Source organism: Crassaminicella thermophila (assembly GCF_008152325.1).
GTDB lineage: Bacteria > Bacillota > Clostridia > Peptostreptococcales > Thermotaleaceae > Crassaminicella_A > Crassaminicella_A thermophila.
Genome location: NZ_CP042243.1, coordinates 2703559 through 2729785, shown reverse-complemented (window position 1 = coordinate 2729785; position 26227 = coordinate 2703559). Strand labels below are relative to the sequence as shown.

The following is a 26227-nucleotide window of genomic DNA, read 5'->3' as shown; positions in this document are numbered from 1 at the left end:
GGATACAGGTAGGTCACCCGTAGGGGTGGCCTCACTCTTTTTTGAGAGCGTGAAATATTGAATGAAGAATCTTAAAATAGTAAAACTATATTAAGAAGATTTTTTACTTACGGCTAATTACGAACCTATTTATTGAAAGGAGTATTTACACATGACAAAATATATTTTCGTCACTGGTGGAGTTGTTTCATCTTTAGGAAAAGGAATCACCGCAGCATCTTTAGGTAGATTGTTAAAGGCAAGAGGATTAAAAGTAACTATTCAAAAATTTGACCCTTATATCAACATAGACCCAGGAACTATGAGTCCTTATCAGCATGGAGAAGTATTTGTAACAGAGGATGGTGCAGAAACAGACTTAGATTTAGGTCACTATGAAAGATTTATAGACATCAATCTTGGAAAATATAGTAATGTTACGACAGGAAAAATTTACTGGTCTGTTATTACGAAGGAAAGAAAAGGGGAGTACTTAGGGGGAACTGTACAGGTTATTCCTCATATTACGAATGAAATAAAAGAAAGAATATTAAGAGCAGGAAATCAAACAAATGCAGATGTTGTTATTACAGAAATAGGAGGAACTGTTGGGGATATTGAAAGCCAGCCATTCCTAGAAGCTATTAGACAAATAAAATATGATGTAGGCAAGGAAAATGTTATGTATATTCATCTAACCCTTCTTCCATTCCTAGGAAAAGCTGGAGAGGTAAAAACAAAGCCTACGCAGCATAGTGTAAGAGAGCTTAGAGAAATTGGAATATTGCCAGATGCGATTGTATGTAGAGCAGAAAAGCCAATGACAGAAGAAGTAAAGGATAAAATAAGCTTGTTTTGTAATGTGGATAGAAAAAATGTTATTCAAAATATGGATGCAGAAACTTTATACGAAGTACCCCTTATGCTAGAGAAGGAAGGATTAGCAGAAATTGTTTGTGAAAGACTTTCTTTAAAATGTGGTGCACCAGATTTAACAGAGTGGAAAACAATAGTTGAAAAAGAAAAGAATTTAAAACATAGGGTAAAAATTGCTTTAGTTGGAAAATATGTTGAATTGCATGATGCGTATCTTTCTGTAGCAGAGGCATTAAAGCATGCAGGAATTGCAAATGATGCGAAAGTTGAAATTGACTGGATTCATTCTGAAGATGTTACATTAGAGAATGTAGAGGATTATTTAAAAGATGTAGATGGTATATTAGTACCAGGCGGATTTGGTGATCGTGGTATAGAAGGAAAGATTACAGCTATTAAGTACGCAAGGGAAAATAAAGTACCTTTCTTAGGAATATGCTTAGGTATGCAGCTAGCAGTTATAGAGTTTGCAAGAAACGTTGTAGGGTTAAAGGGTGCACACAGTTCAGAATTAGATCCTGAAACACCATATCCTGTTATTGATCTTATGCCAGATCAAAAAGATGTGGAAGATATGGGAGGAACTATGAGACTAGGGGTTTACCCATGTAAGATATATGAGGGAACAAAAGCAGAAAAAGCTTATGTAGAAGATTTAGTTTATGAAAGACATAGACATAGATATGAGTTTAATAATCAATTTAGAGAGGAATTAACAAATAAAGGGCTTGTCATTAGTGGTATTTCACCAGATGAAAGATTGGTTGAAATTGTAGAGGTGCCAGATCACCCATGGTTTGTAGCAGGACAATTCCATCCAGAGTTTAAATCAAGACCTACAAAGGCACATCCTTTATTTAGGGATTTTGTAAAAGCATCACTTGAAAATCATAAATAATATGGATATACTAAAATTGCCGAGCTTATGCTCGGCTTTAAAGTTTTTAAAAAGGAGATAAAAAGGATGAGTAAAAGATTTAAAAAGTATATGGAGATTGCCTATGTTGTAGGGATATTTTTAGTAGCCTTATACCTTCGGTTATGGTGGATTAACAATGTACCTACATTTCCTATATTTGATTTTAAAACATACCAAGAGATTGCTACTAATATTTTCTGGGGTGCAGGTCATACATTAAATGGAGAGCCTGTTGCATTTCAAGGGATGGGATATCCAGTTGCATTAGGGACTTTATATAAAATAGTTGGTAAGCCGGATGAAATTATTGCTAAACGCTTTAATGTATGGTTATCAATGCTTACATTGATTTGTACTTATTTTATATTAATAAAGCTTACAAAGCGTAAATTTGTTATTTATACAGCTTATACCATTGTGGCATTACTTCCTAATTATATTGCTTATACAAATGTAATTGGTACAGAAGTATTTATTACCTTTCTTTTTTCTGTTATTATCCTTTTGCAAGCATATTCATTTGACAATAGAGTAAGATATCCTTTATTAGGGTTATTTGTTGGTGGTGCGGCTCTTACAAAGCCATTTTTTATGGCGTATCCAGTCATAGCTGCTTCTACATTGTGGTTAAGGGAAAAGGACTTAAAAAGGGTGATAATACTGTTTTTAAGTGTTATGATTCTAATGACTGGGGTGATTGCTCCTTGGACTTATAGAAATTATAAAAAATTTGGTAGATTCATTCCTGTATCTTATAATTCTGGCTATGTATTTTATCTAAACAACAATCCTTATAATGCAAATGGTGCATGGATGCCTATAAAAGATGTTTATGCATCAGAAACTTTTAGAAAAAAAATAAATGAAATTTTACAGGACGGAAGAAGAAGTGAAAAAGTTGCCCATGAATTAGAAGTTATATTTAAGCCAAAAGCAAAGGAGTGGATTAAAGAAAATCCAATGGAATTTTTAAGGCTTGGCTTTATCAGATTAAAGAGTACTTTCTTTAGTGGGACATGGGATATTGATGCTTGGGCACAAAATGATCAAAGACCAGTCGAGGAAAAATATAAAGTGTGGAATAAAGATCAAAAGATTACTTATTTAAGACATAAAAACTTTGTCAGAGCTATGAGAGATATACTTATTTATGTGTTAAGTAGTTTTGGATTTATATATATTACTTTAAATGTAGTAAATATTATTTTAGGATTTTTTAAAAAGGAAGTTAAGCTTAAAAATGAAATAATTATTCCTACTTTAAATAGTGCATTCTTTATAGCTGTATATTTTGTATATGAAGGACAGCCTAGATATAATTTTCCTGTACTCTTTTTATTTGCGATCAGTACAGCACTTTGTTTAGATATGATTCGAAAAGGGGTAAAAGCAGAGTGACAGGGGACGGTTCTTTGTCACGCATGACAAAGAACCGTCCCCTGTCATACAAATTTATACACATTAAAAGATGGATCATTTAATGTATATACATGAGAAATGAAGCCGTGAAAAACTCTAAATACAAGCAATAAATCCTTTGGTAGTGAGATAGTTTTTTCAAAAACTTTAGACCCCATTAAAGTATTTAGTTTATAAGTGAGTTTCCAGTATTTAAAATCAAAAGCTTCATCTACAAGAAAAGGTTCAAACAAAATATTTAGGATTGGAATGAAAGCATTTCCATAAGCAGCTATGTCATCTTTTTTAAAGCCTAATTGTATTAAATTTGCATAAAGTTCTTTATAATCTTCATTTCTTAGACGAAAAATTAGTGTTTTGAAATTATCAACAAAACTTTTTTCAAAGTATTTAACACATCCATAATCGATTACTTCTAGTATAATATTTTGATTTTCTTTTTTTACAAAGAAATTTCCACTATGTGGATCTCCATGAAGAACTTGATGATTAAAAAATGAATGAAAGTAGAAAAATAATATATGCTCAAGTACCACTCTTTTATCTTCTTCTGATGCATTTTTAAGAAATTCATTTAAAGGAATACCTAAGCATTTTTCTTCTACTAATAGGTTTTCTTTTGTATATTTATCATAAACCTTTGGAATCTTAATAAATGGATATGCTTTAAATATATTCTGAAATGTTAATGCGTTATCCATCTCTGTGGAATAATTCGTTTCTTTTTCCACAGTTTTTTCAAATTCATTCAAATAATCCACAAGAAAATGTTTGCTTTCCTCAGGAAAGCGAAAAAAACCAAATAAAAGGTTAATCATTCTTTTTAAAAATTTCCAATCATGTTCAAGCTCTTCTTTTACTTTTGGGTATTGAATCTTTACAATAACTTCTGTATCTTTTAATGTTCCTGCATAAACTTGTCCAATAGAAGCAGAAGCAATAGGATTTTTATAAAGATTGATTTCATGATTTGTAAGCTTTAAAGCTTTTTCATAAAGTCTAGAGCTTATGTGAGGCGTTCCTTCATCTAACAGCTTTTCAAAAGCTTTATATTTTCTTTGATCCTTCAAATACAAAAACTGACCATATTTTTGAGGAATCCCCTTCATACTCGCTAATATTTCAAACAACTTTTCTTTATTATTTGTGTTTTCCTTCATTATATTAAAAAGGAATTTTAGTAGCTTATACTTTCTTTTTAACTTCATCTAATCACCTTTCTATGATTGTATTTCTTTATTTTTTAAGGAAAAATATTAGCGAAATGAACGTTATTTTTGCTAATATTTACTCTTCATACTGATCAAAAAGCTCAGCCCACTTACTCTCTTTTCTTAGCTTTGCCATACGTCTTTTTCCTTTATCAGGCCACCAAATGTAGTCATGATAGAAGAATGAACCAAATACAAATAAATTTACCAAAGGAGTTTTAAAGAAAAGATCCTGAATTCTTCTTAAAGGACCAAACCAAATAAAGTCGCCTACCTTTGAAGCAAAATTATCCCCTACTTTAAACTTCCAGTTTTCCTTTGAGATATCTTCACCAATGATTTCGATTTCTTCAATCTTTCCGATTCCAAGCCCTCTATCGTGGGCAAGCTTTACATATTTTAATTCATTATATGGATCAAAGCCCATCATTTTTGCTGCTACTGCATCAATTGCTACTTGGTCATCACTTGCTAGTATATAATCCTTTTCAATAGGAAGCATAGTCCTAGGGCCTGGTCCATTTCCAGCAACAGTACCATCCATAACAGCAAATATTCCACTGTGAATTTCCTTTTGGATTGCTAATAAATCGACCAATGTTTCATGAATTACGCTGTGAGTATAGTGCCTTTTAGAGCTTAATAGTCCTCCAAAAGCATTTTTCATAGCTCCTGTTGTAGTTGTATATATATGGCATTTCATAGTAGGGAGATGTAAAATATTTTTATCAAAGAAGTAATCAGGAATTTTTATACCCTTTTTAAATATTTGATCTAGTGCTAACATTTCAGCCTTTGGTTTATATGTTATCCACTTCATGTCACTTTCTCTAAAGTTAAATAAAGTAGGTATATCATACTTTTTAAGTATTGGCACATACTTATTTAACTTTTCTCCTTTAAAAGGATCTGTTACAACAGTATTATTTTGAACGCAGCTTACATCTTTGTAGCCGTGCTTTCTAAGACCTTGAATAACCCCTTCTAGCTGCCAAGGGGTTGTATTAGCACTCAAATATGGGAAATGCCAAGAGATATTATCTTTTAAAATTGTTGTTTTATTCTTTGGTAGATACTTTTGAAATTCTGCCATTTCCATCAACTTTATATAATCTTCTAAAACAGTTTCAGGTTTTGTTTTTAAAACTACTACCTTTGCTTTTTTCTTCATCATTTATCACCTCATTTTATAGCGTTTTTCTATTGATCTACTAGTTTTAGCCAATCCAAATAATCCAATACAAACTCCCAGCCAAAGGGTTGAAAACCTTGTTATAATTGTTGTTGCAACGGCCATATCCTTGTTAAGGCCCATCATTAAAAGCAGTCCCATAATACTTCCTTCTGTAGCAAAAAGTCCTCCAGGCATCATAGATATTGCCCCTACAATAGAAGAAAAGGAAACTGTAAATACAGAGGCTAATAATGATATATTAGCTTCTAAAGCTTTTCCTGTAAGGTATATGACCAAACCTTCAAAAAACCATGAAACTACGCCAATGCTTATAGCAAAAAGTAAAGGTTTTAACTTTAGGATTATATAAGCATTATCATAAAAGTTTTTTATTGCAGGACCAAACCTTCTTAAAAAAGGTATTCGGTTTAAAAAACGTAATACAGAATACATGATTTTAGGAGATTGTACCACAATTATAAAAAGAAGCATACCTAAAAGAACAAAGATTAATATTTTCCTTCCATAATTATAGGCCAAAGAACCGATACTAGCTAAAATTAGCATACTTATTCCATCTGTAAGTCTTTCTCCCATAACTAATGGTGCTGTGCTGCTTATAGGAACATTTGCTTTTTCTTTTAATAAATAAGACTTTAAAAGCTCTCCAAGCTTACCTGGAGTTATGGTCATACATAATCCGCTTAAAAAAATAAATAAATTATCCTTTTTATTTATTTTTACATTGATTAAGTTTAAATAATAAGTCCACTTTATATAGCGAAAAAAATAATTTAGTGGAGCTAATAAGAGTATTAAAGGAATATAGTGATATTTAAAAGCTACAAATACATTTATCAAATCATTTATATCAGAATAAATCGACAAACCTGCAAAAACTATAATTCCAATAATTAAAGATATAAAAAGCCCCTTCTTTATTTTATAAAAATCCAAGTGAAAACCTCCTTAAATAAAATAAAGTATAATGGTGCAGCAAAATGCCCATAGAAGAATATCAATAATCAATGGCTTGTCGCTTAAGAGTACCAATTCTGGATTTTCTCCAAGGCCTTTCTTATGGATAATATACTGATATCTAAAGATTCCATAGATTACAAAAGGAATAGTTGCCATCATATAGATTGAGTGACTTGCTGTAAAGGTATATAAAGCATAAGCCATTACTGTTGATGATGTTACTATATGAAGCATATCATTTAAAAGCTCAGGAGTATATTCTTCTAATATTTTTCGAGATGTTTTATTTCCACTAAGGATTAATTCCATCTCGCTTTTTCTTTTATGAAGTGCCAAAAATAAAGATAATAAAAACGTACATAATAATAGCCATGGAGAAATCCTAACCCCTATAAGTACAGCTCCTGCAACAGCCCTTAGAACAAAACCTATTGATATACTCATCACATCTAGTATGACAACATGCTTAAGTACAAATGAATATAAGGTAACCCATAAAAAATAAATAAGACCTACTAAAAAGAATAAAAAACCGATTTTATACGACATATAAAATGAAGACAAAACACTGATAAACAAAAAAACAATAGCTTGTCCTATACTTACTTCTCCAGAAGGGATAGGTCGCATACATTTCTTAGGATGTAATTTATCCTTTTCCTTATCTACAAGATCGTTTAGTATATAAACATTTCCAGAAATCATACAAAATAGCATAAATCCTGCAATGCTCAATTTGAGCAGATAAAAATTAAACAGATTATTTGAAAACAATATAGCGGCAAACAGTAGTAAATTTTTTGTCCACTGCTTTGGTCGCATAGTTTTTACAAGACCAAATAGTATCTCCATAGAAAAACTCCTTTCATTAGAAAAAATCGTATCTGCAATACCAATATTTTAACACATTATTCATGACAAAAGTATGTAATATCCTTGTAACATATCTATCTCAAAACCCCTCAAAGTGGCTAAATTACTAGCAGGAATAATTTACTAATATTACAGAACCGTTAAATGCATTGATTTATAAAAGTAGAATTTATATAATCAACATGTAACAAAGAGTTACAAACTTCGACAAAAATCAACAAAATTTAAAGGAGGTATTTTAAATGAAGAGAAAACTTTCTCTATTATTGGTACTAGCATTAATGATTTCATTAGTACCAATGAGTGCTTTTGCTGGATCTGATAACAGTCTAACAAAAGTAATCACAGTAAAAGAAGACGCAGATTTAGGAGCTGATGCACCAGTATTAAAAATCGAAAATGATGGTGGAGACTGGGCAGCTAAAGAAGTAATTGAATTAACATTAGACAATGCTGAGTGGAAAGACACTATAACAGCTACTGTTGAAGGAACTGGTTCTGTAGCAGTAGAAAGAAAATCAGATACAAAAGCTGTATTAACAGTAACAAATGCAGCAAAAGGTACTGTTGTTAAAGTTACATTAGATGTAGACTTTGTAGACAACGGAGCGGCTAAAGTAGAAGTTACATCTAAGTCTGGAGCAGTAACTGAAGGTACTTATACATTTGCAAAGGTTACAGATGGAAATACTTTAGTAACAATCGAAGATACAATCACATTTGCAGATAAAGCAGATATGGAAAACATTGAAATCGAAGAAACTGTTGTAGGAACAGTATACGAAAGTGGATTAAAGTACATCAAATTAACATTAGACAAAGATTTTGAATTTGATTACGATGCAATCCAAGTAACTGGAGATTTAATCAACGGTACTTTAGATAAGAGTGCTGTAACAGAAGTAAATGACTACACAATCAAAATTGATGTAGAAGATGCTCTTAAGAACGTATCTTACTTAGGAGATATCACAATCAGTGGATTAAAAGTAAACCCTACAAGAGATGCAGATGAAGGAACAGTATATGTAAAAGTTTCTTCTAATGTAAGCGAAATCGAAACAACAAAATTAGAAGTAGGAAAATATGCAGAGTATGATGTTGAAGTAAAAGCTGATGGAGATGCTTTAGAAATCTTCTCAGGCAGATATGAAAGTGCAAAAGATGAAGCACATGAATTACAAAAGTTAATCATTGAAGAAAATGTAGCTGGCTCTTTAGTAGATGGAAGAACAGTATACGTTGAATTCCCAGAATGGGTAAAAATCAGAGCTTATGATTCAACAGGAGATGCAATCACAGATGTAGAAATCGATGAAAATGTATTTGAATTCGAAATCACAAAAGCTACAGATAAAAAAGTAGAATTAACATTCTATGTATCTGTAGAAGCAGGAAAATCTGGAGATATCGAAGCAAAAGTTGAATCTAGAGGATTAGAAAAAGACTATGAAGTAGTATTAGGAAAAGCAATTGCTCCAGTAGAAGTAAAAGTTGACACTGCAAAATTAAAAGCAGGTGTAAGAAATCAAGAAATCGGTACAATTACAATTACTGAAACAGATGCTGAAGCAATCCAAGAAGGAAAAATAGTAGTAGAATTAGACAAAGATTTAGAGTTTGATGGAGAACCTACAGTAGAAGTAACAAAAGGTGACTTAGAAATTGATGATGTTGATGTATTAGACAATGGATATACATTAGAAATAGAAGTAGATAATACAAGTGATGAAGCATCTACAATCGTAATCAAAGATGCTAAAGTAAAAGTAGACAGATCAATCGCTGAAGGTGCAATCCTTGCAGAAGTAAAAGGAGATGCATTATATCAAAATGATGGAGACGCAGATGATCAATTCGATAATGACTACTATGCAGAAATCGAAGTAGCAAACGTAATTACTCCAGCAGATGACGATACAAAAGCTGCTGCTCCAGCAAAATTCGTAATCGGTAAAGCTGAGTACCAAGTTGGAGATGAAGTAAGAACTGCTGATGTTGCACCATACATTACAGATGGAAGAACAATGTTATCATTAAGATACGTTGCAGAAGCTGTTGGTGTATCTGATGAAAACATTATGTGGGATGGAACTACTAGAACAGTTACTATCTTCAAAGGAGATAGAATTGCTCAAGTACAAATCGGATCTAACAAATTATTCGTAAACGGTGCAGTTGTTCCTATGGACACTGTAGCAGTAATCAAAGATGGAAGAACAATGTTACCAGTAAGATTCGTTGCACAAGCACTAGGTGCAGAAGTTGAGTGGGACGGAGCTACTAGAACAGTAACAATCAAGTAAATAAATCCAATAAAAAATAGATAGAGCCAATTGGCTCTATCTATTTTTTATTCTTTTATGAGGTGATATATAATGTCAACTAAATTCATAAATAGAAATAGCGAACTAGAATTTTTAAATAATGAATACAATATCTTATTCTTCTCCTCTTTATGGAAGAAGAACAGGACAAATAAAAATGAAGCAAATTAGCTTTAATCATTATGGTGAATTTTTCAAAGAAAAATCAAAATCAGAGCTCATAGAATACTTTTCTGTAACTGGTGGAGTTCCTAAGTATATAGAGATTTTCAAAGAAGAAGAAAATATATTTGATTCTATTGAAAAAAATATAATAAATAAACAAAGCTTTTTATACGAAGAACCTATATTTTTACTTGAGCAGGAAGTTGGAGATATTGGAACATACTTTTCTATAATAAAAACTATAGCTGCAGGTAATCATAAGCTAGGTAAAATAGCAAGTGTACTTGGAGTTAATCAAACGAGTTTAACTAGATATTTAAAAATACTAATAGATCTTGATTTAGTAGACCGAATAGTTCCAATAACAGAAAGTAATCCTGAAAAAAGCAAAAAAGGTCTTTATTATATAAAAGATAATTTCATTGAGTTTTGGTTTAAATTCATTTATCCATATAGAAGCTATATAGAAATTGAAGATAGTGAATATGTTATTAAAAAAATAAAAGATAATTTTATAGATAATCATGTAAGCTTTGTTTTTGAAGAGGTATGCAAAGAAGAAGTTTGGAATTTAAATAAACAAAATAAACTTAATTTTAAAGTTTTAAAGTTAGGTAAATGGTGGGATAGTTCAAATGAAATTGATATTGTAGGTATAAATGAAGATACTAAAGACATTTTAATAGGAGAATGCAAGTACCTAAACACTAAAGTAGATGCAAATATATTCTATAAGCTAGTTGAAAAAGCTAAATATATAAACTTGAATAAAGATACTAGAAAAGAACACTATATACTATTTTCTAAATCAGGATTTATTGATCAATTAATTGAAGTATCTAAAAATAGAGATGATTTAATATTAGTTTCATTATAATCTGAGTGTTTTAAAATACTCAGATTAGTTTGTAGACAAATAATCCCTCCAGGAAAATAACCCCAGAGGGATATTCTTTTTATTAGCTTGATTATCATCTTTTTGTAAAAAACACGTAAAGATTTGTAACATTTCTGTAATGGTAATTTATTCTTATTTTCTATATAATATGATTAGCACTTAGAAAAAACTACCTATATATGAAATGATTATACAAATTTGAAAAAATGATTTATGTTACACTTATATTACAGAAAAATAGAAAATATTGACTATGAAAGAAAACATTGATATAATCGGTAATGTATTCTAAGGACATTATTCTTTGTAATCACATTAGAGATAGTGTGATTACAAAGGATAATGACCCAAAGGGCATATCCTTAACATTAAAAACTTAAAAAATAAAAGGAGGAAAAGTATAATGAAGAAAAAACTTTCTTTATTATTGGTGCTAGCGTTAATGATTTCATTAGTGCCAATGAGTGCTTTTGCTGGTTCTGACAATGGTGTGTCAGGAAAAGTAAAAGTGAAAGACGATGCAAAATTAAAAGCTGCAGCACCAGAGTTGAAAATTGAAAATGATGGTGGAGACTGGGGTAGCACAGAAAAAATCGAATTAAAATTAGAAGGTGCAGATTGGTTAGATGATGGAGATGAAGGTATAAATACTTTCAATTCTGATTTAGCAACAGCAATCGAAAGTGCAACTGAAACAGTAACAGTTTCTGGAGTTGTATATGGTGTAGATGCAACAGTAGAAAGAAAATCTGATTCTAGAATTATATTAACTCTTAAAGCTACAGAAAATGGAACTGTAGTAACTAATCCAATCCATGAAGATATAGTAGTTAGAATTCCTATGTGGGTTGAAATGGATGGAGAGGTTGGTAAAGTAAGTATTGAATCTAAGAGTGGATTAATTACTGAAACTACAGAAATTTTTGCAGAAGGTAAAAGTGGAGATACAACTGTAGAGATAGAAGATACAGTGACTTTCTCAACTACTAAGCTAATTGAAAATATCGTAATTGAAGAAAACGCAATCGGTACATTTAAGTTAAGTGATATCGGAGAAAAATATATTAAATTAACTTTAGATAAAGATTTTAAATGGATATTAGATAATAATGCTAAAATCGGTGGAGATTTAATTAATGAAGTAGCAATCAATAGTGTAGCTGCTAACTATGAATTAGATGACAATGAATTAAAAATTTATGTACATGGTACTAAAAATGGTGCATCTAAAGGTTATGCATTATTAAGTGACAATGGTGTTATTGGTAATATTGAAATTACTGGATTGCAAGTAAGACCAACAAGAGATGCTAAAGAAGGAAAAGTATATGTAACAGTTTCTTCAGATATGAACGAAATCAAGCGTACTAAGTTAGAGCTTGGTGAATATGCTGAATACAAAGTAGAAGTAAAAGCTGATGGAGATGCAGAAGAAATCTTCTCAGGAAGATTTGAAGGTGCATTAAATAATAATAATGAATTCACAGCAACTACTAAGGAATTAGTAAGTGGAAATACTCAATTAGAATCTTTAACAACTGATGAAGAACATGAATTACAAAAATTAATCATTGAAGAAAAAGTAGACGGTTCTTGGACACATGACAAGACTGTTGTAGTTGAATTCCCAAGTTGGGTAAAAATTCTAGGTGTTGAAAGATCTGAAGATGAAGGAGATAAAATCGTTAAAGAAGAAATCGATGAAAATGTTTATGAATTCGAAGTAAATAATCCAAATGGAAAAATCAAAGTAGGATTAGAATTCTACGTATCTGTAGAAGCAGGAAAGTCTGGAGACATCACTGCTAAAGTATCTGGAAAAGCTCTAGATGATGAATATGAAGTAGTATTAGGAAAAGCTATTGCACCAGTAAAAGTTGAAGCAGAAGTTGCTAAGATAAAAGCTGGAGTAAGAGACCAAGAAATTGGTAAAATTACAATTACAGAAGCTAAAGCAGGAGCAATCCAAGAAGGCAATATCGTATTAGAATTAGACAAAGATATGGAATGGGACGATGAGCCTACAGTTAAAGTAGTAAAAGGTGACTTAGAAATTGAAGAAGATGATATTGATGTAAAAGATAACATCTTAACTATTGAAGTGACAGATGAAAGTACAGAGCCATCTGTGATTGAAATTACAAATGGTGAAGTAAAAGTAGACAGATCTATTGCTGAAGGAAGAATTGATGTAGAAGTTAAAGGCGACGCATTAATCCAAAACGGATATGATAAAGAAGTTGAATTAAAATATAATGATGGTACTACTAGTGAAAAACTTTCAAAATCAGATTTATTAGATTACTATGGTCTATTTAATGAAGATTACTATGCAAAAGTAGAAGTAGCTAACGTAATCACTCCAGCTGATGCAGACACTAAAGCTGCTGAGCCAGCAAAATTCGTAATCGGAAATGCTGAGTACCAAGTTGGAGATGAAGTTAAGACTGCTGACGTTGCTCCATACATCAAAGATGGTAGAACAATGTTATCATTAAGATACGTTGCAGAAGCTATGGGAGTATCTAATGAAAACATCATGTGGGATGGAGCTACTAGAACAGTTACTATCTTCAAAGGAGATAGAATTGCTCAAGTACAAATCGGAAGCAACAAATTAATGGTTGGTGGAGCTACAATCACTATGGATACAGTAGCAGAAATCAAAGATGGAAGAACTATGCTTCCAGTAAGCTTCGTAGCTAAGGCTCTTGGAGCACAAGTTGAGTGGGACGGAGCTACAAGAACAGTTACTATTAAGTAATAAGCTTATAAAAAGGGATGATCCTTTATGGATCTCCCTTTTTTAATTGAGGTAGGTATTCTCTAGAATGCCTGCCTCTTTTTGAATATATCTGCTAAAAAGGGTTGACCTTTAATGTAAAGAAGATTATACTTAAAATAAATGAATTTATATTCATTAAATATTTATAAAAAATTAAGAATTAATAGCTAGTTACTGTGGTATAATTGATAGAGAAAGGGGATGGACTAATGCATAGTGCAATAAAAAAAATTGGAATAGGACTATCAATATTTACATTACTTAGCAGTACTGCTTTAGCAGCTGAGAAATCCTTAAATGAAGTAGTATTTACAATAGGGCAAGCAAAATATCAAGTAGGAGATACTATTAAGGATATAGATATTGCACCATATATAAAAAATGGCAGGACTATGTTGCCAGTAAGATACGTAGGAGAAGTAATAGGTGTAGCTTCAAAGGATATTACGTGGGATGGAGCTAGTAAAACTGTTACTATATTTAAAGAAAATAGCATTATTCAAATGAGTATTGGAAACAACACTTTAATAAAAGATGGGCAAAGAATTATTATGGATGTAGCACCAGAAATAGTAAATGGAAGAACTATGCTTCCAGTAAGCTATATAGCAAAGGCCCTTGATATTGAGATTAAGTGGAATAGTATAGCAAGAACGGTTACTGTTTTAACAGAGAATAATTTAGTCGAACAAAAGGAAGAAAAAGTTACTTGGGACTATAATTATGACCAGTTATTAGAGAAAGCTTTAAAAAGTAGTAAGGATTTAAAGAAAGCTGAAATGCTTGTAGAAAAGGCAGAAGAGTTGGAAGATGATGCAACAGATAAGTTTAAAAGGACAAATACGATTCCTAGAGAGATGACTTCAGACCCAGATGTAGCTGGAAAAAAACATTTGGTTTATAGGAATTTGAAAGCTCAACGATTTGCTTTAGAAAAAGCTGAAAAAGATGTAGAAACAATGAAAGAAAAAATTGCTTATGATTTAAAAAACGCTTATTATGATGTATTAAAAAGTGAAAATAATAAAAAACTAGCAGAACTAGGATTAGAAATCAAACGTGAGATGATGCGTCATACAAATTTAAGATATGAGCAGAACATGGCTAGTGAATATGAAAAAAATAAAGCCAAAAGAGAATATGAAGAAGCTAAGAAAAAGTATGAAATGAGCCAAAAGGCATTAGACATGGCTTATGAAGCATTGAATTATTTAGTAGGTTTAAATCCAGATGAAAGATATACTTTGGAAGGTCAAATAGTGTTTGATCAAATACCGGAGGTAGATTTAGATATAGATTCTCATATTCCGACTATGATCAACAAAAGTCCACAGATATGGGCATTAGAAAAGAAAATAGATTTAGCTCAATTGGGGTTAGACTTATTTGTATTCAATTATGATGGGGATTATGAAGCAACTAAAATAGATAGAAAAACTTTAGATATTGATCTTTCGAACCTAAAGCAAGCCTATGAAGAAAATCTAAGAAAATTGCATACGGGTTTGGAAACTCTGAAAAAGCAATATGAAAGTACTAAAATTGCATTAGAAAAGGCAGAAGATGATCTAAATGTAGTAAAATTAAATTTTGAAGTTGGAAATGCTATTGAATTAGAAGTAAAGGCTGCAAGCTTTAAAGTTGAAGAATTGAAAAAGCAGTTAGATGAAATTGTTATGAACTATAATGATAAAGCAACTTTATATGAAAAGCCTTGGCTAGCTTTTAGTAGTCTAAAATAAAAATGCAGTTATAAGCCCAAAAGCCAACCAATATAGGTTGTCTTTTGGGCTTATATTACTATTTTATTACATTTACGAGATATAAAAGGATTTTAAACCAATTTATAGAATATACATAAACGAAATGCGAAATTGGATAGAAAATGTAGATAAAGGAGGAAATAAAATAAAATGAAAAGAAAAATAAGTTGTATGCTTATAATACTTATGATGCTTATGAGTACAATAGCTAGCTTTGCAGCAGTAAATTTTTCAGATGTTCCTAGTACTCATTGGGCAAAGGACTATATTGCAAAAATGGCTGATAAGAAGATTATAAATGGATATTTTGATGATAAAACCTTAAAGGTTTCATTCAAACCAAATAATCCAGTATCCTACGTAGAAGCTATGACTATGCTTTATAATACTTTAAAAGCAGCAAATAAACTAAAAGATACAACAGGTCTTGTGGCAAAATATAAGACAACATTAGCGAAAAATAAAATACCAAGCTGGGCATATGAGCCTATAGCATATGGACTTGAGTACGGTATTTTGCATCCAGATGAGATAAAGGTATTTGTGAAAAATGGAAAACAAGCTTATGCAAAAAAAGTAGATGTAGCGGTATTTATAGGAAAGGCTTTAGACATGAAGGATCAGTTAGATCCACTTCCTGTTCTTGACTTTGTTGATGCGGAGCTTATTATAAGTGCAGCTCTTCCTTATGTAGATCTTTTAGAGAAAAAAGGTATTGTAAGTGGTGATAATGAAAGAAAATTTAATCCAAATAGTATTATAAATCGTGCAGTAATGGCTACTATGTGCTCAAAGACTTATGATTTATTAATCAAGGAGCCAATCGTACCAGTAGTATCTAAATATTTAGAAGGAACTATAGAGTATGTTTCTAAAGATGCAAAAATGATTATTGTGAAAGATACAAAAGGAGATAAAAAAGCTTATACACTAAAAAATACATCTATTAAAAAAGATGAAAAATCCATAACTATTAGTGATTTATCTGTAAGAGATAGTGTAAAATTGACTTTTAAAAGTAATGGAGAGTTGACAGAAATTGAAGTAAAAAATAGTAAAACTCCATCAGAGGATATTTCTATACCTAGCGAGAAAAAAAGAATAATTGATTATGTAGATGAAGATACAAAAATGATTGTTGTAAAAGATGATAAAGGGAATATAGAAGTTTATAAACTAAAAGGGGTATCTATTAAAATCAATGGAAGGTCAAAGCACGTTGATGATTTGAATAAAGGAGATGAAATCAAGCTTGTTTTTGATAAAAAGGGAGAGCTTGACAAGGTTTTAGTAGACAACACTGTTACAAGTATGGAAGGACGTGTTGTGAGTTTAAAAGAGATAGAAGATGACGTTTACATATTGACTGTTCGTGATAAAGAGAATTTGATAATTAAAAAAGAATTAAGAATAAATGAAGATACTAAAATTGAATATGATGACGATGAAGTAAAGCCTAATAAATTAATGGAAGGTATGGAAGTATATATAAAACACATAGGAGATAGAGCTATTGAAATAGAGATATACGAAAAAGAAAGAACGTATAATGGAATATTAGAATCTTCAGTATTGTTTAGAGATGGGCTTATTTTAAAGGTGAGAATGAATGATGGAGAGGTAAAAGAATTTGAAATTGATGAGGATGCAGATGTTGAACGTGATGGAAGCAATGCATATTTAGATGAATTAGAAAAAGGCGATATTGTTACATTTAAAATGAAATATGGAAAAGTTACTGATATTGAAGCTATTGCTCGTACTGATAGAAAAAGTAAGGTAGAGGGAGTGATAAAACAGATTACTATTGGGGATCCTTCTACTATTACAATAGTAAATGATGATGATAAGGAAACTGTTACTTATTATATTTCAAAAGGAGTAGAGGTTCGAATTGATGGAGATGATGATGACGATAAAGGAGACAAGTATACTTTAAAGGATTTAGATATCCATTATGAAGTAGAGCTTCGCATTGATAATGGTAAGGTTTATAGAATAGATGCAGACAAAATTTCTAGTAAGGATATGATTACAGGAGAGATTGTAAGAGTTTATGATGATTATGATCAATTAAGAGTAAAATATTTCGATAAATATGATAAGGATTATAAAACTATATCTGTTCTTATAACAGACGATACTAAGATTATTTCAACAGAAGGAAAAGAAATCAGACTTAGAAACTTAGATGAAGATGATGAGGTACTAATTGATGGACATTTTGAAGATGATATGTTTGTTGCAAATAGGATAATTCAGATTAAGTAAAGGATTATGTTGTTTATCATAGATATTAAACTTTAAAAAGAAATATAAAGATATGTTCATTCCAGATAACTTTTGAAAAAACTAAACTTCATTACATGAAAAAATACTAAACCTTCAAAACTCACATTTGTTCAAACAATGAAGGTTCTTAACGTATTTTTTCATGTAATTTCAGTAAGTTTTTTTACTCACAAAAGTTATCAAAGTCATTCACTTATCTTTTATATATTTCTTTATTAAAAGGGTGATGTTATTTATTTATATACATTGTCAAAAAATTGTTTTTAATGGTATAATGATATAGGCATAGGTAAAAGGTATATTTTTAGGCTTTCAATATCTTTATGAAAATAAAGATATCGGGAGGAATTAGAATGGAAACAATAAAAACAATGTTAAGAGTAAGAATGAGTGCAAAAGATGCACATTACGGTGGAGAATTAGTAGATGGAGCACATATGCTACATTTATTCGGAGATGTTGCTACAGAGCTACTAATCATGAGAGACGGAGATGAAGGTCTTTTTGCAGGATATGAAGAAGTAAAATTCTTAGCACCAGTTTATGCAGGAGATTATATTGAAGTAGTTGGAGAAATCATAAAAGAAGGAAATACTTCAAGAAAAATGAAGTTTGAAGCAAGAAAAGTTGTTACTTCAAGAAAAGACATTAGTGCTTCAGCAGCTGATGTATTAGAAGAACCAATTGTTGTTGCTACAGCAATCGGAACTTGTGTGACACCAAAAGATTGTCAAAGAAAGTAAAAATTATTTTTAAGGGGTGAAGCGCAAGATGGAAAAACTAATTATTACGGCTGCTATATGTGGAGCAGAGGTTACAAAAGAACACAATCCAAATATTCCGTATACAGTAGAAGAAATTGCGAGAGAAGCAGAATCAGCTTATAAAGCAGGAGCAAGTATTATTCATCTTCATGTACGTAATGATGATGGTACACCGACACAAGACAAAAAAATAGATTTAAAGAATGTATCGATGCGATTAGAAAGCTTTGTCCTGATGTAATCATACAGCCTTCGACAGGTGGAGCAGTTGGTATGACAGATATGGAAAGACTTCAATCTACAGAAGTTGAAGAACCAGCTATAGGCTTAAAAGCTCCAGAGATGGCGACACTAGATTGCGGGACCTGCAACTTTGGTGGAGATGAAGTATTCATCAATACAGACAATACTATCAAAAACTTTGGTCAAATAATGATTGAAAGAGGAGTAAAACCTGAAATCGAAGTGTTTGACAAAGGTATGATCGATATTGCGATTAGAATGCACAAAAAAGGATATATTAAAGCACCAATGCATTTTGATTTTGTACTAGGTGTTCAAATGTCAGCTACAGCAAGAGATTTGGCATTTATGGTAGACAGTATTCCAGCCGGTTCTACATGGACAGTTGCTGGTATTGGAAAAAATCAATTCCCAATGGCAGCAATAGCAATTGCTATGGGAGGGCATGTAAGAGTAGGCTTTGAAGACAATATTTACATCGAAAAAGGTGTATTAGGAAAAAACAATGGAGAGTTTGTTGAAAAGGTTGTTAGAATTGCAAAAGAACTAGGAAGAGAAATTGCTACTCCAGCTGAGGCTAGAGAAATATTAGGATTAAAACCATTAAATATAAGATAATTATTTTCAATTATAAAAAAGACCTCTTTTTAATAGAAATTCTATTAAAAAGAGGTCTTTTTATATCTGAGCTTGTTGAAAAAGTTATATTTATCAATGAATTGAAAAATAACGCTCATGAACAAATTTTTAGAGAAAACTAAGTTTCATAATTTCGAAAAATCCTAACGCACCTAATCAAGACGTCCTGTCTTGTAGGATGCTGGCTTAGCATCCATGCTAAGCCTACGGATTTTCCTGAAATTCTTCATCAAGTTTTCTTTACTAAAAATTTGAAATTATTCGCTTTTATTTTTCATTCATAATAATTCTATTTTGTCTACAGTCTGTTTTTATATTTATATATAGATATAACTTTAAAAAGAAATATAAAAAGATAAGTGAATGACTTTGATAACTTTTTTTTCAAAAGTTATCAGGAATGAGCTATCTTTTATATTTCTTTCTTTTAACATAGAAGGCTTTTGTATATAATATAATATAGAAAAAAATAAGGGGAGGAATAAAATTGAAATTATTTATTGATACTGCCAATGTAGATGAAATAAGGGAAATAAGTACTTGGGGCGTACTTGCAGGTGTAACAACTAACCCAACTTTAATTGCAAAGGAAGGAAGAAACTTTGAAGAAGTATTAAAAGAAATTACAGCTCTTGTGGATGGACCGATTAGTGCTGAGGTAATGGGGGATACAGCACCAGAGATGATTCAAGAGGCAGAAGAGTTAGCAAAATTACATAAAAATATAGTAATTAAGATCCCAATGACAGCTGAAGGATTAAAAGCAGTGAGTGAGCTTTCTAAAAAAGGAATTAAAACTAATGTAACTTTGGTATTTTCAGCAAATCAAGCATTGCTTGCAGCAAGAGCAGGGGCAAGCTTTGTCAGTCCTTTCGTAGGAAGAATGGATGATATAGGAAATCCTGGAATGGACTTAATTAGAGATATTGTAAACGTTTTTGATATCCATGGAATATCTACAGAAATTATTTCAGCAAGTATCAGACATACAGCTCATGTGATGGAGTCAGCTCTTGCAGGTGCAGACATTGCTACTATTCCTTATAAAGTATTTAAGCAAATGCTTCAGCATCCATTGACAGATAAAGGAATAGAGAAGTTTAAGGCTGATTGGAATAGTAGATAGTATATAATATATGTTATAATAGTATGGTACATATAAGGATAAAAAGATAGCAGATATAAAAAATGGAGGTAAAAAAATGGATAGAAATCTGGCTTTAGAGCTTGTAAGAGTAACAGAAACGGCTGCATTAGCATGTGGAAGATATATGGGTAGGGGAGAAAAGGATGCTGCAGATCAAGCAGCAGTAGATGGTATGAGAAAGGCTTTCTCTGCTGTATCTATTAAAGGAACTGTTGTCATTGGAGAAGGAGAGTTAGATGAAGCACCAATGCTCTATATTGGGGAAGAAGTAGGTACATGTAGACCTGATGATAAAGAAGTAGATATTGCTGTAGATCCTCTTGAAGGGACGAACTTGATTGCAAAGGGATTGCCAAACGCTATTGCTGTTATTGCCATGGCGCCAAAGGGAACTTTGCTACATGCACCAGATACATATATGAAAAAAATTGCAGTAGGGCCAAAAGCAAAAGGGCTTATTGACATAGACGGTCCTGTTGAAAAAAATTTAAAGGCAGTTGCAAAAGCATTAAATAAAGATATAAATGATGTAACTGTTATTATTCAAGATAGACCTAGACATTATGATTTAATCAGAGAAATAAGAAGAGTAGGGTGTAGAATAAAATTATTTAGTGATGGGGATGTGGCTGCTGCTATTGCTACTTGCTTTGAGGATACTGGAGTTGATATATTTATGGGCATCGGAGGAGCTCCAGAAGGTGTTATTGCTGCTGCAGCAATCAAATGTATGGGCGGAGAGATGCAAGGAAAACTAAATCCAATGTCAGATGAAGAAATGGAAAGATGTGAAGCATTAGGTTGGGACAAGGAAAATGTTGATAAAGTACTTACTTTAGATGATTTGGTGAAGTCTAATGATGTTTTATTCGTAGCTACTGGGGTATCGGATGGAGAGCTGTTAAAGGGAGTAACGTATTTAGAAAACAACAGGGCAAGAACCCAATCGGTTGTAATGAGGTCAAAAACAGGAACTATAAGATTTGTTGATGCTGTTCATAGGCTAGATAAAAATGATATTTTGAAGGAGACATTAGCAAAACATAAATAAGGGGGATCTTTTTATGGATAGGAATTTGGCGCTCAATTTAGCGAGGGTTACGGAGGCAGCAGCACTAGGTGCAGCAAAATATATGGGAAGAGGAGATAAAAATATTGCAGATCAAGCAGCGGTAGATGGTATGAGAAGTATGCTGGATACATTAAACATTGATGGTACTGTAGTAATAGGTGAAGGTGAGATGGATGAAGCACCTATGCTTTATATTGGAGAAAAAATTGGAAAAGCAGGAGATGGATGTTCAAAGGTAGATATTGCAGTAGATCCAGTTGATGGAACTAACTGTGTTGCTAAAGGTCTTCCGAATGCTGTAGCAGTTGTAGCTGTAGCACCAGAGGGACATTTACTTAATGCACCAGATATGTATATGGATAAAATTGCAGTAGGTCCTAAGGCGAAGGGAGTAATTGATTTAAATGCATCTGTAAAAGAGAATTTAGTAAATATTGCTAAGGCACTAAATAAAAACATTACAGATTTGACTGTTACTATGTTAGATAGAGAAAGACATGAAGGAATTATAAAAGATTGTAGAGAACTAGGCGTAAGAATTAAGCTATTCAAAGAAGGAGATGTGGCTGCTGCTATTGCTACTTGCTTTGAAGATAGAGGAATAGATGTTATGCTTGGTATAGGAGGAGCCCCAGAAGGAGTTATTGCAGCAGCAGCAATAAAATGTCTAGGTGGAGAATTCCAAGGAAAGTTAGTACCTTACGAGGAAGAAGAAAGAGAAAGATGCAAAAAAATGGGTGTTGACTGCGACAAAATACTACGAATGGATGATTTGGTAAAAGGAAACGAAGTATTTTTTGCTGCTACAGGAATATCTGATGGAGATTTATTAAAAGGGGTTACTTATTATGGAAACAATATGGCAATTACTCATTCTGTTGTTATGAGAGCAGAAACAGGCACTATTAGATTTATTGAAGCAATTCATAAATTAGATCAAAAGCCTGAATATGCAAAGTAAAATATTAGAAAGGTCTTGACAATAAAAATTGCGCCATATACAATTGTAACAACTAAAGGTTTTTCTATTTATGTATGAAATCACACTTGAGGGCTGGATACAGCCTTCAAGTGCATATTAACGGAGGTGCGATTTTTGGATTTATTTGATATAGAAAAAAAGAAGCTGGACGAGCTAAGAGAGATAGCAAAAAAGCTTGGTATTAAAAATGTCACGAAATATAAAAAGCAGGAGCTAATTGAATTGATTACTGCTTTTCCGAAAGAAGAAAGAGAAGCAGAAGATAAAAAGATTGATATGGATCGTGATAGACTGCCAGAAAAGATTAACAATGAAATCAACAATAGTGCAGAAGTGGATACAGTAGAGGGAGTACTAGAAATTACTGACGGCGGGTTTGGTTTTTTAAGGTTTTATAATTTTCTTACAAGTGATGAAGATGTATATGTATCACCATCTCAAATAAGAAGATTTAATTTAAAGACTGGAGATAAAATATTAGGAATTACAAGACCACCAAAAAGTGGCGAAAAATTTAGAGCTCTTCTATATGTACAAAAAGTCAATAATGACAATCCTGAAATTGCTGCGAAGCGACCAAACTTTGATAATCTCACACCTATTTATCCCAATGAAAGAATGACACTTGAATATAATCCTACAGACCTGTCTACAAGGCTTATTGACCTAATTGCACCTATAGGAAAAGGACAAAGAGGTCTTATTGTAGCCCCACCTAAGGCTGGAAAAACAATATTGCTTAAAAAAATTGCAAATAGTATATCTCAAAAGCACAAAGACATTGAAATTATTGTACTACTAATAGATGAAAGACCAGAAGAAGTAACAGACATGCAAAGATCTATTGATGGTGAAGTTATATATTCTACCTTTGATGAGCTTCCAAGCCATCATATAAAGGTTGCAGAAATGGTTTTGAATAGAGCTCAAAGACTTGTAGAACATGGAAAAGATGTTGTTATTTTATTAGACAGTATTACAAGGCTTGCACGTGCTTATAACTTGACAATACCTTCTACTGGAAGAACCTTGTCAGGGGGTTTAGACCCTGGAGCGCTTCATAAACCAAAAAGATTTTTTGGTGCAGCTAGAAATATTGAAGAGGGTGGAAGTTTAACAATTCTTGCTACAGCTTTGGTTGATACAGGGAGCCGTATGGATGATGTAATTTTTGAGGAATTCAAGGGTACAGGAAATATGGAGCTTCATTTAGATAGAAAGCTTTCAGAAAAAAGAATATTCCCTGCTATTAATTTGAATAAATCAGGTACGAGAAGAGAAGAACTTCTTTTAAACCAAAAAGAGTTAGAAGTGATTTGGAATATTAGACGAGCTATGTCTAATAATCCAATACAAGAAGTAACAGAAAGTATAATTAGTAGGCTTACAGAAAGCAAGACAAATATGGAATTTGTGGAAAAAATGAGGAGTAAACTTTAAAAAAAAGTCCTTGAACTATTATAGTAGCTATGCTATAATGTAATAGTTGAAAATTAAGATGAATAATTATTGATATATAATGAAAGGCAAAAGAAAGAGGTGAATAGCATGAAACAAGGAATCCATCCAGATTACAAAAAAGCGGTTGTAAAATGTGCTTGTGGAAATACATTTGAAACAGGTTCAGTAAAAGAAGAAATCAGGGTAGAAATTTGCTCAGCATGTCATCCATTCTTCACAGGCAAACAAAAGTTTGTTACACAAGGTGGACGTGTTGAAAGATTCAAACAAAAATACGGTATCAAGTAATAATAGAATGATTTTTGATAATTTTAGGTTAGGGATAGCAATCTCTAACCTTTGTTGCATATGTTGAAAATGTAAAATTTGAAAGGAAGATCAATTTGGATTTTGAAAAAATTTTTGTAAAGCAGGCTAAACCAACAAATATTGGTGGGCAGGCAGTGATTGAGGGAGTTATGATGAAGAGCCCGAAAGATATTGCTATTGCTGTTAGAAAACCAGATCATGAGATTGTTATAAAGAAAGAGCAAGTAAAGGGAATGACAAAAAGTACTTTAAGCAAAACGCCTGTTATTAGAGGAATGATTGCATTACTTGATTCTATGGTAACAGGTGTAAAGTCACTCACATACTCTGCAGAATTTTTTGAGGAAGAAAGTGGTGAAGAAGAAAAAGGAAAATTTGAAAAGTGGGTAGAGAAAACCTTTGGAGACAAGGCTAGTGATATATTGATTTATTTTTCTGTATTTATGGCAATCCTTATGGGTATGCTAATTTTTATAATATTTCCTACTGTTGTAATAAATTTTTTAAAGACAAAAGTACAAAACCCTTGGTTATTGAATATGGCAGAGGGTATATTAAGAATTCTGTTGTTTATAGGGTATGTAAGTTTAATATCTAGAATGAAGGATATTCAAAGAGTATTTCAGTATCATGGGGCAGAGCATAAAACTATTCACTGCTATGAGAACGGTCTTCCTTTAACAGTTGAAAATGCAAGACAGTTTCCTACTCTGCATCCAAGATGTGGTACAAGCTTTTTGGTTTTTGTAATGCTCGTTAGTTTATTATTATTTTCAATGATCGGATGGCCGAATCCTTTGGTAAGGGTTTTATCTAGATTCATTTTGATGCCAATAGTTGCAGGAATATCTTATGAGATTATAAGATGGGCAGGAAAAAGTCAATCTAAATTTGTACGTATTATCAGTTATCCAGGATTATACCTACAGAAACTAACAACAAGAGAACCAGATGATAGTCAGCTAGAGGTAGCTATTGCTGCTATGAAAAATGTATTGATTGATGACAAGGAGGAGGACCTTTGGCAGTAAATATCCAACAAGCTCTAAAAGAAGCAGTAGATAAAATAGAAAAAACTAGTGTTCAAACACCTCTGTTAGATGCAGAGGTGCTTTTGTGTCACGTTTTGAAAAAAGATAGATTATTTTTATATACAAACCGAAATTATGTATTTACAGATGAGCAGTACAGCAGATTTTTAGAACTTATTCAGAAGCGATTAATGGGCATGCCTGTACAATATATTATAAATAAACAGGAATTTATGGGATTAGATTTTTATGTAGAAGAAGGTGTTTTAATACCAAGGCCTGATACAGAAATATTAGTAGAAACCGTAATAGAGTGGGCAAAAAATATTAAGAATGATCGGATAAATGTTGTTGATATAGGTACAGGTAGTGGTGCTATTACAGTAAGTATTGCAAAATACATCCCTAATTCTTTTGTATATGGGGTAGATATTTCTAAGAAGGCTCTTAAAATTGCTAAGAAAAATGCAGCTTCTAATCATGCAAGCAATATTTCTTTTTTAGAAGGAGATTTATTTGAACCTTTAAGAAAAGAAAAGCTAGAAGGAAGGATTGATATACTTGTTTCAAATCCACCATATATTCCAAAGAATGAAATTGAAAAGCTCCAGATTGAAGTTTCAAAATATGAACCAAAACTTGCATTAGATGGCGGGATCGATGGATTAGATTATTATAGAAGGATTATTGATGAAGCAAGCTGCTTTTTAAGAAATGATGGACTTATTGCTCTAGAGGTAGGTCATGATCAAGCAGAGGCAGTAAAGAATATGATGGAAAGAAAAAGGTGCTATAAGAATATTAAAAAGATAAAGGATTTAGCAGGAATTGAGAGGGTTGTAACTGGGATTATGAATAATTCCTAATAAAGGAAATAAAATAATGACAGGAAAGCTCCTCCATTGAGAAAATACAAG

General features: G+C 31.9%; 19 protein-coding genes and 1 pseudogene. 16 read left to right on the top strand and 4 right to left on the bottom strand.

The features are described from left to right. The first annotated feature begins 151 nt into the window (after positions 1–151). Positions 152–1753, top strand: a complete 1602-nt coding sequence (locus tag FQB35_RS13795) for a CTP synthase (protein WP_148810429.1) — start codon at positions 152–154, stop codon at positions 1751–1753. A gap of 66 nt (positions 1754–1819) precedes the next feature. Next, positions 1820–3172, top strand: a complete 1353-nt coding sequence (locus tag FQB35_RS13790) for an ArnT family glycosyltransferase (RefSeq protein ID WP_148810428.1) — start codon at positions 1820–1822, stop codon at positions 3170–3172. A 44-nt stretch (positions 3173–3216) separates the two neighbouring features. Here the strand turns inward: FQB35_RS13790 and FQB35_RS13785 are convergent, their stop codons facing one another. From FQB35_RS13785 to FQB35_RS13770, 4 genes are all read right to left on the bottom strand, one after another. After that, the gene (locus FQB35_RS13785; protein WP_148810427.1) at positions 3217–4401 is read right to left on the bottom strand and encodes an ABC1 kinase family protein; all 1185 of its coding nucleotides are present in this window, start codon (positions 4399–4401) and stop codon (positions 3217–3219) included. A gap of 79 nt (positions 4402–4480) precedes the next feature. Next, positions 4481–5578 carry a DUF362 domain-containing protein gene (locus FQB35_RS13780; protein ID WP_231701806.1) on the bottom strand — a complete coding sequence of 366 codons (1098 nt, stop codon included), beginning with the start codon at positions 5576–5578 and terminating at the stop codon, positions 4481–4483. Positions 5579–5581: 3 nt separating this feature from the next. Further along, positions 5582–6535 (bottom strand): lysylphosphatidylglycerol synthase transmembrane domain-containing protein, encoded by a 954-nt coding sequence (locus FQB35_RS13775; RefSeq protein WP_148810426.1) that lies wholly within the window; start codon positions 6533–6535, stop codon positions 5582–5584. Between the two features lie 12 nt (positions 6536–6547). After that, a complete protein-coding gene (locus FQB35_RS13770; RefSeq protein WP_148810425.1) occupies positions 6548–7411 on the bottom strand; it encodes a decaprenyl-phosphate phosphoribosyltransferase in 864 nt (287 codons plus the stop codon). 263 nt (positions 7412–7674) lie between these two features. Between FQB35_RS13770 and FQB35_RS13765 the strand changes: the two genes are divergently transcribed. The 14 genes and pseudogenes from FQB35_RS13765 to prmC all read left to right on the top strand — a co-directional run bounded on the left by FQB35_RS13765 (position 7675) and on the right by prmC (position 26176). After that, the gene (locus FQB35_RS13765) at positions 7675–9738 is read left to right on the top strand and encodes a copper amine oxidase N-terminal domain-containing protein (RefSeq protein WP_148810424.1); all 2064 of its coding nucleotides are present in this window, start codon (positions 7675–7677) and stop codon (positions 9736–9738) included. Positions 9739–9859: 121 nt separating this feature from the next. Continuing rightward, positions 9860–10801 carry an ATP-binding protein gene (locus FQB35_RS13760; protein ID WP_148810423.1) on the top strand — a complete coding sequence of 314 codons (942 nt, stop codon included), beginning with the start codon at positions 9860–9862 and terminating at the stop codon, positions 10799–10801. 424 nt (positions 10802–11225) lie between these two features. After that, positions 11226–13586, top strand: coding sequence for a copper amine oxidase N-terminal domain-containing protein (locus tag FQB35_RS13755; RefSeq protein WP_148810422.1), 2361 nt, complete (start codon positions 11226–11228; stop codon positions 13584–13586). Positions 13587–13816: 230 nt separating this feature from the next. After that, positions 13817–15349, top strand: a complete 1533-nt coding sequence (locus FQB35_RS13750) for a stalk domain-containing protein (RefSeq protein ID WP_148810421.1) — start codon at positions 13817–13819, stop codon at positions 15347–15349. A gap of 171 nt (positions 15350–15520) precedes the next feature. Then, positions 15521–17641, top strand: a complete 2121-nt coding sequence (locus FQB35_RS13745; RefSeq protein ID WP_148810420.1) for an S-layer homology domain-containing protein — start codon at positions 15521–15523, stop codon at positions 17639–17641. Positions 17642–18015: 374 nt separating this feature from the next. Continuing rightward, positions 18016–18405: a 3-aminobutyryl-CoA ammonia lyase gene (gene kal / locus FQB35_RS13740; protein WP_148810419.1), complete on the top strand. Its 390-nt coding sequence runs from the start codon at positions 18016–18018 to the stop codon at positions 18403–18405. Positions 18406–18433: 28 nt separating this feature from the next. Continuing rightward, positions 18434–19287, top strand: a pseudogene (kce, locus tag FQB35_RS13735) (3-keto-5-aminohexanoate cleavage enzyme). Between the two features lie 508 nt (positions 19288–19795). Continuing rightward, positions 19796–20434 (top strand): fructose-6-phosphate aldolase, encoded by a 639-nt coding sequence (fsa, locus tag FQB35_RS13730; RefSeq protein ID WP_148810418.1) that lies wholly within the window; start codon positions 19796–19798, stop codon positions 20432–20434. A gap of 76 nt (positions 20435–20510) precedes the next feature. Then, entirely contained in the window at positions 20511–21506 is a 996-nt protein-coding gene (glpX, locus tag FQB35_RS13725; RefSeq protein WP_148810417.1) for a class II fructose-bisphosphatase, read from the top strand. A gap of 13 nt (positions 21507–21519) precedes the next feature. Next, a complete protein-coding gene (gene glpX / locus FQB35_RS13720) occupies positions 21520–22488 on the top strand; it encodes a class II fructose-bisphosphatase (protein ID WP_148810416.1) in 969 nt (322 codons plus the stop codon). Positions 22489–22623: 135 nt separating this feature from the next. Then, complete coding sequence (gene rho / locus FQB35_RS13715; RefSeq protein WP_148810415.1) at positions 22624–23949, top strand: transcription termination factor Rho; 1326 nt, start codon at positions 22624–22626, stop codon at positions 23947–23949. Positions 23950–24057: 108 nt separating this feature from the next. After that, complete coding sequence (gene rpmE / locus FQB35_RS13710; RefSeq protein WP_148810414.1) at positions 24058–24258, top strand: 50S ribosomal protein L31; 201 nt, start codon at positions 24058–24060, stop codon at positions 24256–24258. Between the two features lie 170 nt (positions 24259–24428). Next, on the top strand, positions 24429–25310 hold the full coding sequence (locus FQB35_RS13705) for a DUF1385 domain-containing protein (RefSeq protein ID WP_148810864.1): 882 nt from the start codon (positions 24429–24431) through the stop codon (positions 25308–25310). After that, positions 25301–26176 carry a peptide chain release factor N(5)-glutamine methyltransferase gene (gene prmC, locus FQB35_RS13700; RefSeq protein ID WP_148810413.1) on the top strand — a complete coding sequence of 292 codons (876 nt, stop codon included), beginning with the start codon at positions 25301–25303 and terminating at the stop codon, positions 26174–26176. Before FQB35_RS13705 ends, prmC begins: the two co-directional genes overlap by 10 nt. Positions 26177–26227: the final 51 nt, after the last annotated feature.